9 protein-coding genes, 1 rRNA gene and 3 riboswitches are annotated in these 13,801 nt (G+C 41.6%); of the genes, 2 read left to right on the top strand and 8 right to left on the bottom strand.

Going from position 1 to position 13,801, the window contains the following annotated elements:
* The 8 genes from FNK51_RS11775 to FNK51_RS11740 all read right to left on the bottom strand — a co-directional run.
* Positions 1-74 (bottom strand): 16S ribosomal RNA (locus tag FNK51_RS11775); the annotation flags it as partial.
* A gap of 385 nt (positions 75-459) precedes the next feature.
* Positions 460-2,529, bottom strand: coding sequence for a glucose-specific PTS transporter subunit IIBC (gene ptsG, locus FNK51_RS11770; RefSeq protein ID WP_098373542.1), 2,070 nt, complete (start codon positions 2,527-2,529; stop codon positions 460-462).
* 214 nt (positions 2,530-2,743) lie between these two features.
* Entirely contained in the window at positions 2,744-3,586 is an 843-nt protein-coding gene (gene glcT, locus FNK51_RS11765) for a glucose PTS transporter transcription antiterminator GlcT (protein WP_098373541.1), read from the bottom strand.
* A 149-nt stretch (positions 3,587-3,735) separates the two neighbouring features.
* Positions 3,736-5,067: an NCS2 family permease gene (locus FNK51_RS11760; protein WP_063235528.1), complete on the bottom strand. Its 1,332-nt coding sequence runs from the start codon at positions 5,065-5,067 to the stop codon at positions 3,736-3,738.
* Between the two features lie 106 nt (positions 5,068-5,173).
* Positions 5,174-5,275: riboswitch (purine riboswitch) on the bottom strand.
* 227 nt (positions 5,276-5,502) lie between these two features.
* Complete coding sequence (gene guaA, locus FNK51_RS11755; RefSeq protein ID WP_181762243.1) at positions 5,503-7,023, bottom strand: glutamine-hydrolyzing GMP synthase; 1,521 nt, start codon at positions 7,021-7,023, stop codon at positions 5,503-5,505.
* A 178-nt stretch (positions 7,024-7,201) separates the two neighbouring features.
* Positions 7,202-7,303: riboswitch (purine riboswitch) on the bottom strand.
* Positions 7,304-7,339: 36 nt separating this feature from the next.
* A complete protein-coding gene (locus tag FNK51_RS11750) occupies positions 7,340-9,538 on the bottom strand; it encodes a DUF4129 domain-containing transglutaminase family protein (RefSeq protein ID WP_141993429.1) in 2,199 nt (732 codons plus the stop codon).
* Positions 9,535-10,695 (bottom strand): DUF58 domain-containing protein, encoded by a 1,161-nt coding sequence (locus FNK51_RS11745; RefSeq protein WP_181762242.1) that lies wholly within the window; start codon positions 10,693-10,695, stop codon positions 9,535-9,537. The genes FNK51_RS11750 and FNK51_RS11745 overlap by 4 nt, the downstream gene beginning before the upstream one ends.
* Before the next feature lie 32 nt (positions 10,696-10,727).
* Positions 10,728-11,684 (bottom strand): AAA family ATPase, encoded by a 957-nt coding sequence (locus FNK51_RS11740; protein ID WP_141993427.1) that lies wholly within the window; start codon positions 11,682-11,684, stop codon positions 10,728-10,730.
* A 198-nt stretch (positions 11,685-11,882) separates the two neighbouring features.
* A riboswitch (cobalamin riboswitch) is annotated at positions 11,883-12,102 on the top strand.
* Positions 12,103-12,260: 158 nt separating this feature from the next.
* Between FNK51_RS11740 and FNK51_RS11735 the strand changes: the two genes are divergently transcribed.
* On the top strand, positions 12,261-12,806 hold the full coding sequence (locus FNK51_RS11735) for a hypothetical protein (protein ID WP_141993426.1): 546 nt from the start codon (positions 12,261-12,263) through the stop codon (positions 12,804-12,806).
* A gap of 3 nt (positions 12,807-12,809) precedes the next feature.
* Positions 12,810-13,760, top strand: coding sequence for an ABC transporter substrate-binding protein (locus FNK51_RS11730; RefSeq protein WP_141993425.1), 951 nt, complete (start codon positions 12,810-12,812; stop codon positions 13,758-13,760).
* The last annotated feature ends 41 nt before the right edge of the window (positions 13,761-13,801 follow it).

Below are 13,801 nucleotides of genomic sequence, written 5' to 3'. Positions count from 1 at the left end.
TCGATTCGCTCGACTTGCATGTATTAGGCACGCCGCCAGCGTTCGTCCTGAGCCAGGATCAAACTCTCCGAAGAAATGTTTGACTTGCTCATTTGCTTTTTTAATAGTGTGTGCTCACTTAAAATTTAACGTTGGCGCTTTGTTTTGTTCAGTTTTCAAAGAGCAATATTTTCCATCGCCTCTTTAGCGACTTAATCATTATAACACCTTCCAAACATAAAGTCAACAACAAGTTATCATTTACTTGCTTGTCTTTTTTTGTCTCAAGCGGTGTATTTAATATATTAGCACTTGCATATAGATAAGTCAATTTAATCTTTTAAAATTCCTTTCATTTTTTTCATGAACCACCTTCTTCTATATATACACCACTTTCTTTCTATGGAAGCCGGACCCTGCTAATGAATTATCAATAACAAAGAGGGCAGCCGATTATAGCTGCCCTCCTGTTATTAATGATTATTTATTGATGGAAATTACGTCCGCTTCTTCCCTATCTACATTTCCGGCCTTTTCAATCTTCACACTTTCACCTTCGGAAAGGTTAGTAAAGACGATTGGCGTAATGATAGAGCTGGCATTGTTTTTGACATACTCTATATCAACTTTAAGAAGTGGCTGTCCGCTTGTCACTTTATCTCCTTGAGCGACAAGTGCTTCGAAACCTTTGCCTTCTAACTTAACTGTATCGATCCCGACATGAATCAAGATTTCACGTCCAGCTTCGGAAACGATACCTATTGCATGTTTAGTCGGGAATAGGTTAACGATAGTACCGTCTACAGGAGAAACAACCAACCCCTCCTCCGGTACAATTGCAAATCCATCACCCATCATTTTTTCAGCAAAAACTGCATCAGGCACTTCCGTGATCGGTTTTAATTCCCCTTTAATAGGAGAAACAAAACGCTCGGAAACTTCATCCGTCCGTAAAGGTTTCGGGACGACATCCTCAATTTGTTTTTCCACACCTACTTCAGGAGACGCTTCTACTTTACGAGGCCTTTTTCCATCGATGATATCTTTCATTTGCCCCTTGATAGTTTCTGAACGCGGTCCGAAGATTGCCTGGATGTTATTACCCACTTCCAGAACTCCAGCGGCACCAAGTTTCTTCAACCTATTTTTATCAACATTACCGATGTCATTGACTGATACACGAAGACGGGTAATGCATGCATCCAAGTGAGAAATATTTTCTTTTCCGCCCATAGCATCCAAGATATCTCCAGGAAGACTTCCAGCTGTACTTGCAGTTCCTTCCGCTTCCTCATCTTCTTCCACTTCACGGCCAGGAGTTTTAAGGTTAAATTTCCTTATCGCAAATCGGAATCCAAAGTAATAGATAACCGCAAAGACCAAACCAACCGGAATAACGATCCATGCATTGGTTTGCGGATTAATTAAACCGAACAGTACGTAATCGATCAAACCACCAGAAAACGTCATCCCGATTTTTACGTCCAGTAAATGCATGGTCATGAATGATAGACCCGCAAACAGACAGTGGATCCCGAAAAGTACCGGTGCAACAAATAAGAATGCAAATTCAAGTGGCTCAGTAATCCCCGTCAAGAAAGATGTAAGTGCCGCAGAAGCCATCAAGCCCCCGACTATTTTCTTTCTTTCCGGTCTTGCTTCATGATAAATGGCCAAAGCCGCAGCTGGTAACCCGAACATCATGAATGGATACTTACCAGTCATGAAGGTACCTGCCGTTAAATTCTGTACACCATCTTTAATTTGTGCCATGAAGATGGCTTGGTCTCCTCTGACTGGCGTTCCCCCCCCTTGAGGGATATAGCTGCCAAACTCGAACCAGAATGGCGAATAGAAGATATGATGCAATCCGAAAGGAATCAACGCACGTTCTACAACCCCAAACACGAAAGCTCCCAGAGTCAGGTTAGCACCCAACATATTTTCGGAAAATGAATTTAACCCCGATTGAATCGTCGGCCAAACTAAAATCATCAACAACCCAAGAATAACTGCGCTTGCGGCTGTTACAATGGGTACAAATCGTTTACCTGCAAAGAATCCTAAATAAGAAGGCAGTTCAATTTCATAAAATTTATTATACATAACAGCAGCCATGACACCGACAATAATACCGCCGAACACGCCCGTCCCCAACGTCGGGATTCCCAGAACATTACTATACACCGCACCATTGCTCTCAATGTCGGCAGTGTCAATCCCAAGAACAGTTCCCATCGTTACATTCATAATCAAGAACCCGATAATCGCAGCCAGGCCGGCAACACCTTCTCCGCCAGCTAACCCAATTGCGACCCCCACAGCAAACAACAAGGGAAGATTCCCAAAAATAATATTTCCGGCATTCTCCATTACCGATGCAACCATTTCCACTCCGCCACTCGCAAGAAACGGGGCGATATCCAACAAAGTTTCGTTTTGCAGTGCATTACCAAACGCAAGCAAAATTCCGGCCGCTGGTAAAATGGCTACAGGAAGCATCAAAGCTTTTCCGATTTTTTGCAAAACACCAAACAACTTCTTAAACATAGGTTTTCCTCCTCTTTACTGTTTTTCCACGCTAATAAAACGGTTACATTTAACGATGGTATTCATCTTCCCACGCATCAGAATTCAAATACAAAAAAGGCATAAGCAAAGATAGGATTGAAATGAAAATTCAGGTATATAATACCCTCTTTCATAACAATCATTCTCCTCACTTATGCCTGATCGAATCAGTAACACGTAAGTTAATGTATGTTTATTTAATTTTCTTTTGTAATCGCTGGATATGCATCGTTAGATAGACAGCTTCCGCATCACAAACCGGTCTGCCTAATTTCTGCTGCATAATTTTTATTAGCTTCCAAGAGATATTGTAACACAGAGGATATTCTTCTTTCAATAGCATTGCTATTTTTTCGGGTTCCTCTACTTGTTCCCCTGCCAACACCCTGTCTATCATGAATCTTAAATGACGGACCAAACGTGAATAGTCTATGCTATCCTTATTAATTTTTACGTTGAGCTGTTCTTCAACGACCTGGATAAGATGATAGATTAACTGCGAATGCTGATTGACTTCCGATAAGTCTTTATTTGATATTGCACTATGAATATGAAGCGTAATAAAACCAATTTCCCCTTGGGGCAGGCCTATGCCTGTCTTATCTTGAATTAATTCGATTACATCAACAGCAATATCATGTTCAAAAGGATAAAGGGTTATCGTTTCTTTCAAGAATGGGTTTTTGATGGTCATTCCTTGTGAAACACGCTGAAGGGCGAACAATAAATGATCAGTTAAACCGACATGTATATGTTCATTGAGTTTCCCAGTTACTCGGTCGTTAATGAGATGAATGGATTCTATAATGGCAGCTTGAAGATTTTGATCGATCTGCGGCAAAAGTTTTTTGTAACTTTCCTGTTCCTTAACATTTTTCAGGACAAACGTTTTCTCCGCAAGTTCCGGACTTAACTCTTCGCCCTTCTTTCGGTTGAAGCCTAAGCCCTTTCCAATAGAAACGACTTCTCCATACGACGGATGCGTGGCAATCACCACGTTATTGTTCAAAACCTTTTCAACGATAAAGCCATTCATTTTTCTCCCTCTTTTTTCTCAAAGTCCCTATGCCCCGTACAGGATAAAGTACTTAATACTTAGTCTTTTTACTATACACGATATGAGCTTTCTCTTACAACATGAAAGAAGAGCCCCGAAATCGGGACTCTCCTTACTTACTTGCATAATTACTTCAAGAAAATGAAATATAGCAGGAAGACGACTCCAAGACCCCACATGATTGGGTGAACCTCTTTAGCTCTTCCTTTCATCGACATGGTGATAGGATAGAAGATGAATCCGCAAGCTATACCTGTCGCAATTGAATATGTCATAGGCATCATGATGACCGTAAAGAAGGCCGGAACCGCAATTTCGAACTTCTGCCAGTCAATATTTTTAAGTGATGATGCCATTAACACTCCGACTATAACCAATGCCGGCGCAGTCACCGCAGATGTCACAACTGAAAGAAGCGGGAAGAAGAAAAGGGATAGGACAAACAGCAACCCTGTCACTACAGCCGCAAAACCGCTTCGAGCACCAGCAGCAACACCTGATGTAGACTCTACATATGATGTCGTGGTGGATGTACCAAGAATTGCACCTGAAACGATGGATAATGAATCAGCAAGTAACCCTTTTCCCACTCTAGGAAGTACATTATCCTTCATCAGTCCAGCTTGTTGCGCAACAGCCACTAACGTACCGGCTGTATCAAAGAAAGCTACGAACAAGAAGGTCAATATTACGATTAACATTTGACCAGTGAAAAGATCACCGGGATTTCCGAAGGCATCGAACGCAACCCCGAATGTTGGCGCTATGCTAGGAACGGCACCGATTATTTTCTCCGGCACCGGAACTTGTCCAAAGATCATTCCTGCAATGGCCGTAATGACCATTCCTATGAACACGCCGCTTTTGACGCCTCTCGTCATCAAAATGACGGTTACGACAATTCCGAACACAGCCAATAAAGTATTTCCTGATGTCAAGTCGCCCAGTCCGACAAGTACACTGTCATCATTCGTGATGATTCCAGCATTCTGAAACCCTACAAAGGTAATGAACAAACCGATACCGGCTCCAACTGCGTATTTCAATTCGACCGGAATTGCATTAATGATTTTCTCACGTATTCCCGATAATGAAAGCAAAACGAATATTATACCTGATATCAATACCCCTGATAAAGCCGTCTGCCAAGGAATCCCAAAACCAAGTACAACGGTAAAAGCGAAGAAAGCATTCAATCCCATGCCCGGGGCAAGAGAGATTGGATACCTGGCTATAAGTCCCATCAATATCGAGCCAATTGCGGCTGCTAAGGCGGTAGCTGCAAAAACCGCTCCGTAGTCCATTCTCAATTCATCCGGATAGTCCTCGATGCTTTGTAAAGTCAGCATCACAGGGTTAACAACCAGGATATATGCCATTGAAAGGAACGTAGTTAGACCGCCAAGTATTTCACGTCGATAATTAGTTCCCAGCTCGTTAAACCGAAAATAATTTTTCATTATGAGTCTCCCCTATCATAAAATCATAAGCCAACAGAAAATGCCCCATTCACTTTCGAACGGGGCTTGACTGCGGTCATGTAAAGAAGTGGCGGTTTATCCATACTCGCCAATCCATACACATCGTAGTCAAGCCGTTCACGGCAGCTTGGTAGAAACTTTTGGGCCATATCCCCAATATTATACGACAATTATGTTTTTTTATTATTATAGGTATAGTGTACCAATCACTAAAATAATCGTCAATATACCAAACGAATATTTTTTATGTAATTTTAGGCAATGTTCGCTTTTCGCTATATATTCCTTACTTATTATGGCTATATATTCGCCAACATACGTGAAATGTAAGTAATCTACATATTCAAAAATTATTTTAACCAAAAAAAAATCAGTGAAGGTTAATTCCTTCACTGATTAAATGATTTTAATCTTTTATTCCCACTCGATCGTTGCAGGTGGCTTAGACGTAATGTCATACACGACGCGGTTTACATGGTTTACTTCATTAACGATTCTCGTTGAGATGATTTCAAGTACATCCCAAGGGATTCTTGCCCAATCGGACGTCATTCCGTCAATGGATGTAACCGCACGGATCCCGATTGTATAATCATACGTACGCGCGTCGCCCATTACCCCTACGCTTCGAATGTTAGGAAGCACCGTAAAGTACTGCCAGATTTCACGTTCTAAACCATTCTTTTTAATTTCTTCACGTAAGATATGGTCAGATTCACGAACGATTTCAAGTTTTTCATCTGAAATTTCACCTAATACACGAATACCTAAACCTGGACCCGGGAATGGTTGACGCCAAACGATTTCATCCGGAATGCCCATTTCACTACCAAGTGCACGCACTTCATCCTTGAATAGAGTGTTCAAAGGCTCAATCAATTTAAATTGCATATCTTCCGGCAGACCGCCAACGTTGTGATGCGATTTAATTGTTTGTGCAGTAGCTGTACCACTCTCGATAATGTCTGTGTAAAGTGTACCCTGTGCAAGGAAATCAATTCCTTCGAGCTTCGTTGCTTCGTCATCGAATACGTAGATGAACTCGTTACCGATGATTTTCCGTTTTTGTTCCGGATCTGAAACGCCAGCAAGCTTCGATAGGAAACGTTCTTTTGCATCGACCTTGATTACGTTCATATTGAAGCCTTCACTGAATGTTTCCATTACACCTTCGGCTTCCTCTTTACGAAGTAACCCATGATCAACGAAAATACATGTTAGCTGATCGCCAATCGCTTTATGGATCAATACAGCAACCACGGATGAATCCACACCGCCACTCAATGCGCATAACACTTTTTTATCCCCGACCGTTTGGCGGATTTTCTCCATCTCAATTTCAATGAAGTTCTCCATTGACCAGTCACCTTTACAGCCACAAACGCCGAATACGAAATTTTTCAAAATGTCATTACCGTATACGGAATGACGGACTTCAGGATGGAATTGCACGGCATATAATTTGCGTGACTCGTCACTCATAGCCGAAATTGGGCAAGATGGGTTCGTCCCATCAATTTGGAAACCTTCAGGCGTTTCCACCACTAGATCACCATGGCTCATCCAGACGATCTGTTCTTTCGGCAGGTCGCTGAATAACTTAGACTCATTTTGAATGGAAAGTGTCGCTTTTCCGTATTCACGGTTTTTCGCTGGCTCCACCTTACCGCCAAAATGTTTAGTCATAAGCTGCATGCCATAACAAATACCGAAAATCGGAAGGCCCATTTCGAATATGCGTTCATCGCAACCAAATGCATTTGCATCATAAACACTGTTCGGACCCCCTGAGAAAATTATTCCCGTTGGGTTCATTTTCTCGATTTCTTCTACAGTAATTGTATGAGGATGAAGCTCACTGTACACACCAAATTCGCGGATACGACGAGTGATCAATTGATTATATTGGCTTCCGAAATCAAGTACTACGATCATTTCCTGGTTTTTTTGCAATTCTGTTTTCCCCGGCACAAACGTCACCTCTATCAATGTAATTCACTCATAAAATCGAGTGATAATTTCTTATAAAAAATATTATCATAAAAAAAGAAAAACTAAAAATCCACCCTCAAAAATACAGAAAAAGTATAGACGAAGGCAGATTTTCAGCTTTCCTGTTAAAATCCGCCTTCATAGTCAAATCATTTACGGTGATTCGGTAGAAACTTTCGATCCATATTATCGAGGATATATGAAGGATATATTAGTTTAAGTTAGTTTTTGTTATTGTATCAATATAATAAAAACCTGGTCAAGAGCTAGTTTTTCTCATTAAACTTTCCCAACCCTTTTGTAAGTGTTTCCATTCGCCATCTTCCACGTCTCCACGATATATCATTAACTCGTATTTAGCCGTCAATTCACTCATCTCATCCGTATCGTATACTGCATCCACATAGGCGGCGTACTCCCTTAAAGTTTGCCCCTTCGGACGAACCAAACCAGCTCGTTTTAATTGTTTCAATAATATTAAATAGGCTGTCGAGAAATGAGCACCGGTTTTCCTTCTATAACGAAGAATCTGCAGATGAGGAATCCACTTCCTTCTGAAGAAATAACCAATAGAAGCAAGTATCAATACACCTGACAGTGTGATGGCAGTCCATTTTAAGAACCATTCCATGTTCCCAATACCAGTTTTCACGGATGATTGAGTTTCCCTATCGGGTGTATCATGAAGTTCCCTGGTCTCTTTCTTTGTTTGCTCTTCATTAGTTGGGGTTTCTTCAGGGTTCATCACTTCCTGTTTCAATTCCGAATCGTAAAATTCAACTTCCCCATCGAAACCCTTTGTCGGCTCGAAGGGAACCCAGCCTATCCCTGCAAAATAAACCTCGACCCAGGAATGAGCATTATTATTGGTCACCTTATAAACGGATTCGCCATCAAGGATTGATTTTTCCCCTTCCGTATAACCCTTTACCCACCTTGCAGGTATATTGGCGGCTCTTAGTAAAACGACCATTGCACTTGAAAAATTATCGCAATACCCTATCTGTGTCTCGAATAAAAATTGATCGACATAATCTTGATTGCTCTCCGGATACGGAATATCGTCCTTAGAATAAATGAATTCAGGTCCGTCAAAATAATCCTCAATAGCTTTTGCTTTATCGTACCAATTCGTTTCATTCCTTGTAAGCCGGGATGCCAATTCATATATCCGGTTTGGCAACCCCTCTGGAAGCTGAGTGTTTTTTTCCATTATTAAATCCATCGATTCGTCGGGATCCGTTACCTTCCTTAACTCAGCTATATCAAAACTCGGCATATCATAGAAAAGCTCATACTCTTTCAGGGACAGTTGTTCGCCATTATCCTGTTCGGAAATAACTTTGTCCATACCCTGATAATATTTGAAATCCATCCCGTTTTTGGCCTCAATCTTTTTTAAATACCCGGACTGCGGATGAAGGATATGGGAATATGATTCCGTCATGGACACTTTTGCCGTCATTTCTTCTGTCCTCACCACTTCAGGTACGTCGTAAATATCTAAAGAAGCCATATCCTGTCCGTTGGAAAAAGTGTGAAAGTCCGTTTCCAGTATCGAAACCCACCCTTTACCGGTATAAGTATCCTTGTTCTCGACTTTCCAGTAATGTCCTGCAGGAGCATTATTATAAAAAACGATGGAACTATCCGGCTCTATCGAACCGCCAAGTTCCGAATCGTCTTCATCATATCCGACACTTTTACGCTTCGAACCACCTTCTTCTTTCCCCGCTTTATCAGAATAGGAAGTAATATAAGGCACTGGGTCCGGCCACTGCGGAGAGAGCTTCGGGGCAGCGAAACCAACAAGGACACTTACCAAAATCATGCCGGTCAGCATCAAGATCCACTTATTGATGGAAGCCATCGGAAACTTAATCCTCTCCTGTATCGTTAGCCGCAGCAGGGACAGTAAGCCTAGCATCAAGAAGCCGATGATGATGATTCTAATCATTGCCATATCCCCCACATAAGGAGTGAATGTGTCAAGTACAGATATAAAAATCACCGTTAACATAAAAAAGAAAAAGATGCTTTGCCTCACCATCACCCAGTAATGGATCAAATATGTTACAAGCCAAAGAAGGACAAAAAATAGCAACGTTCGAAATGGATTTGTGATCAACTCCCAATTCCCATCATATATAAAACCAAGATTGCCCTTAAAATCCGCTAGAAATCCTTTCAGCCATGACAATTGAAATAAAGCATCTTTTGAATGGAGGAACTGTAATGAAATCATTATATAAGCACTAATGAGAATAAATCGGATTGACCAATGTATGCGGAAATAATGCAGTAGCAGGGAATAGAGCAAAAATAAGATAAAAATGATGATATTACCTGTATCGGTGAGTTTATCGACAGGCCTTAACCATTCAGTAATCAACACCAGACCAAATACATACATCAGGACATGCATGAACCTTTCCAACTTTTCGGTAGTGACATTCATTTTGCCATCACCTCTGATCTATCAATCTTTAGTTGGCCATGTTCAAAAAAGCTAACCTTTATCCCCCTCGAAACAGCTGTTGAACTTGACAACCTTTCCTCATCAGTAAGATCCGCCTGTTTCTTAACACATAACATTAATCCCTGATTAGGCCGAAAAGCACTCAATATGTCCACCTTTTCTAATGTTAAGTCTGAAACGATGAATATCACACAAGCGTTTGCCGGAAGAATTCCCTTCCTGACGTTTTCGTTCAATGCGTTTACAACACTCGGCTCCTCTTTAACAAGTCTGTAAAAAATCTTTCGTTTCTGGTTATTGCCTGCTGCTGCCGGTATGATCATCCTCGATCCCATACTCACATACCCAATTTCCATGCCTTTCTTTAACATGGCGTGGGCAACGGAAGCCGCCATTACAATGGATTCTTCGAATAAATCCGACGGCTTATCATCAAGCATGATGAATACATCCCGGTTTTTCTGCACTTCGAATTCCTTCGTCATGATTTCACTCGTTCTGGCCGTCGCCTTCCAATTAATCCATGATAACTGATCGCCTGGCTGATATTCCCTTACTCCGGATACCACTGAATGTTCACGTTGTGTTTTCTTTGTTGAAACAACTGCCCCCTGATTGAACACTCGATCAAGATCACTGTAGGCAAGCTCATGATAACGAGGAAAAACAGTTATTTTCAGAGGTGAACTATATATCGCTTCCTTTTCGACTAACCCGAAAAAGTCCCCAATCCAAAAGCGGATCGATTGAAACGAATGCTCTCCACGCTCCATGTCTTCCAAGGTATATGACATGCTGAAAGTACGCCTGAATCCCGGAAAGATAATTATTTTCCTTTGGAATCCCCTATCTTCCAGCCGCTGAGGCAATTCCTCCTCTACCACCATAAATAATAGGGGCAGCCGGTTTTTACGGGTAAACGTCAATGCTATTTCAACAGATTCGCCGGCCTGGCATTCCCTTTTATTGACCTTTCTCTCAACGGTCAAATCATGCAGCGGATAAAACAGCAGAATCGAAGCGTACACAGAAAACGGCAAAAACGAATAAAAAATGAACCAACTGACAAAACCGCCTTGAAACATTGCATAGCAAAAGGAAACGGTCATGAGTAATACAAGTCCGACCACACTCATATTTCCCCTTAAAATGTTGATGAATTTGCGCATTAGGTCATAACCCGCTTCACAGGCACCTGTGTTGTCGCCACAACTTCATGTATCACCATTCCAGCATCGAAGCCATCATAATTCGCTTCAGGTTTCAAAATAAGCCGGTGGGAAAATACGAATGGAACTAAATATTGAACATCGTCCGGCAGAACATAGTCCCTGCCCTGGATCAGCGCGTAAGCTTGGGATGCTTTCATCAATGCTATCGATCCACGCGGGCTTACACCTAAATAGACCCCTTCATGCGCACGTGTTCGATTCGCCAATTCAACAATATATCGTTTTATTGTGTCGTCCACTATCACAGCTTTTACCTCAGCCTGTAATTCTATCAATTCATCCAATGTGATGACGGATTCCAGCTCTTCAAGCGGCACCGTGTATTGAGCTCTATTAAGAACCTCTATCTCTTCTTCCACACCTGGATAGCCCATTTTCATTTTTAATAGGAATCTATCCAATTGAGCCTCCGGAAGCGGATATGTTCCCTCGTACTCGATCGGATTTTGTGTCGCCATTACGAAGAACGGCTTCTCCAATCCCCTTGTGACACCATCAATCGTCACACTTGCCTCTTCCATGGCTTCAAGCAATGCAGACTGAGTTTTCGGCGAGGTCCGGTTAATTTCATCGGCTAAAATAATATGTCCCATTATCGGACCCGGCCTAAAAATGAATTCTTGTTCCTTAGGATTGAAGATCGAAACACCAGTAACATCAGAAGGAAGTAAATCAGGTGTGAATTGAATTCGCTTAAAGCTTGCACCTATAGATTTTGCCAGTGCCCTTACCATGACTGTCTTCCCCACGCCCGGAACATCCTCCAATAAGACATGTCCACCGGAAAGGAGTGCCACGATACTTAGTTCTGCTATATCTCGTTTTCCGATAATCACCTTTTCGATATTCCCCAGAACCATTTCCAGTTTTTGATTGACCTGCTTATAAATCATTCTCTACCTCCCGGGATTCACAGATTCACATTATCACTATTATTTCATACCTTTTCTATATCAAGGATTTTACATTAAGATCCAATTAAACCTTACATTGTAAGTTTACTAGATATTCGGTAAACCATAAACGAATTTGTCTAAAAAATATTAATGCGGTCTATTGAAAAAGGTATGGTAAACTGTTGCTAAGTGAATATGAACCTTGCAGAAAAAGGTGCTGCATTGTCAGCTTAATAGGGAATTCGGTTTAAAACCGAAGCTGTTTCCGCAACTGTAAGTGCTAATGAAATAAGATGCATACCACTATTTGAGGATGTAATCGCACGCCGATTACCGTCCATTTAACCCAAATGGGAAGGTTCTTAGAGTAAAATGATGCACAAGCCAGGAGACCTGCCTTTTTTAATCGTATTATGCTCTTCGGAAGATAGGAGATTGTACGGCTCTCCCATCTTTTTTCTACTACAGATACATAGATGCCCGAAGCCGACCAAAACTCTTGGTCGGCTATTTGTCTTGCAGGGAAAAGCAATACGGAGGTCATTCACCCAATACGTAAAAGGAGGAAGATTTATGGCAAAGAAGGACTTTCGTTTTTTATGCTACCCATACATGCGTGAGTCCGTATCGACCGTCGATTTTGAAATCCGCACAGACTCATTGACGACACAAATCGGCTTGGCCGCCTCGCTAACTGAGGACGTCCCCGATGTATACCGTGACTTAATGGAATTGTTGCCCATGGCTTACCATTTAAATGGTTCAGTCCGAGGGAAATTAGCCATTACCGGCGATGATCTCGACCGTTTAAGTGCAATCTACGACCGGTATGTCGCTGAAGTGAAGGATCAAATCGAAACATTCGTCCTTCCACAAGGATCAACCGCAGCATGTACTTTGCATACTTGCCGCAGTGAAGCCAAAAAGTCCGTGCGAGCTTTACACAAGGTAAGTCTGGAAAAGGAAATTCCAGGAATACTTTTTGATTACGCTCACTTGCTTGCAAATGTATTATTCGTGATGGCAGTCTATGTCAATAAGCAACAGGGGATCGAGGAGATTCCTTTTATAAGTAAATCATACCCAACCAAACCCATGAAAAAGAAAACGGAGGAATAAATAATGAAGAGAACCCTACGATTCAGTTGGATTTCCATGCTGATGCTTATGCTTTTCCTTACCGGATGCGGAGTGAACGATGATCAATCCTCAAAGGATAATAAAGAGACTAAAAAGGGCGAAGAAATCAAGGATTATACCGTTACGGATGATACTGGTAAGAAAATAAAATTCGAGAAAATCCCGGAAAAGGTCGTTTCACTACAGCCAAGCAATACGGAAATTTTATTTGCCCTTGAACAGGGTGATAAAGTCGTTGGCGTGACAGACTTCGATAATTATCCAAAGGAAGCGAAGGATATCGAACATGTTTCAGACTCTGTTAATATAAATGCAGAAAAAATCATTGCCTTGAAACCTGATGCCATTATTGCTTATACCATTGGTGATGAAACGGCACTGAAACCACTCGAAGATGCCGGCATCCCTGTATTCATCATTAAATCTGCGGCAAATTTCGATGATGTATATGGTGATATCGGGCAGATTGCTAAAGTGATGGGTGTTGCCGAAAAAGGGGATGAATTAGTGAAAGATATCAAATCCCAAATTACAAGTGTCGAAGAAAAAGTGAAAACTTTAGATGAAAAGGAACAAACATACTTTGAAATTAGCCCTGCTCCGGAAATCTATACAACAGGATCGGAGACCTTCCAAAATGAAATCCTGGACACTGCCGGCATAAAAAACATCTTTGATGACCAAAAAGGCTGGGTTAAAGTATCCGATGAAGAAATCGTCAAAAGGAACCCTAAATCCATCATCACCACCGCCACGTATTCAGATGATGCCGTTGGTGAAATTAAATCTCGTAAGGGCTGGGAAGATATCGATGCGGTGAAGAACGATGACGTCCATTTGCTTGATGAAAATGTCATGTCACGTCCTGGACCAAGGATCGGGGAAGCTGTTGAACTCGCAGCAAAAACTGTTTATCCTGACTTGTTCAAATAACACGATAGGAGGATGCGCCAAAATTAATCGGCGCATCCTTT

The organism is Bacillus sp. B4EP4a, from assembly GCF_006680105.1.
Lineage (GTDB): Bacteria > Bacillota > Bacilli > Bacillales > DSM-1321 > Peribacillus > Peribacillus simplex_E.
The sequence above is the reverse complement of the archived record's forward strand: the minus strand, read 5'-3'. Positions and strand labels throughout refer to the sequence as shown.

Bases quoted from the DNA above. Each gene is read 5' to 3' on its own strand.
- ptsG (WP_098373542.1), bottom strand. From the start codon at position 2,529: ATGTTTAAGAAGTTGTTTGGTGTTTTGCAAAAAATCGGAAAAGCTTTG.
- guaA (WP_181762243.1), bottom strand. From the start codon at position 7,023: ATGATCGTAGTACTTGATTTCGGAAGCCAATATAATCAATTGATCACT.
- FNK51_RS11730 (WP_141993425.1), top strand. From the start codon at position 12,810: ATGAAGAGAACCCTACGATTCAGTTGGATTTCCATGCTGATGCTTATG.
- glcT (WP_098373541.1), bottom strand. From the start codon at position 3,586: ATGAATGGCTTTATCGTTGAAAAGGTTTTGAACAATAACGTGGTGATT.
- FNK51_RS11735 (WP_141993426.1), top strand. From the start codon at position 12,261: ATGGCAAAGAAGGACTTTCGTTTTTTATGCTACCCATACATGCGTGAG.
- FNK51_RS11750 (WP_141993429.1), bottom strand. From the start codon at position 9,538: ATGAATGTCACTACCGAAAAGTTGGAAAGGTTCATGCATGTCCTGATG.
- FNK51_RS11760 (WP_063235528.1), bottom strand. From the start codon at position 5,067: ATGAAAAATTATTTTCGGTTTAACGAGCTGGGAACTAATTATCGACGT.
- FNK51_RS11740 (WP_141993427.1), bottom strand. From the start codon at position 11,684: ATGATTTATAAGCAGGTCAATCAAAAACTGGAAATGGTTCTGGGGAAT.
- FNK51_RS11745 (WP_181762242.1), bottom strand. From the start codon at position 10,695: ATGAGTGTGGTCGGACTTGTATTACTCATGACCGTTTCCTTTTGCTAT.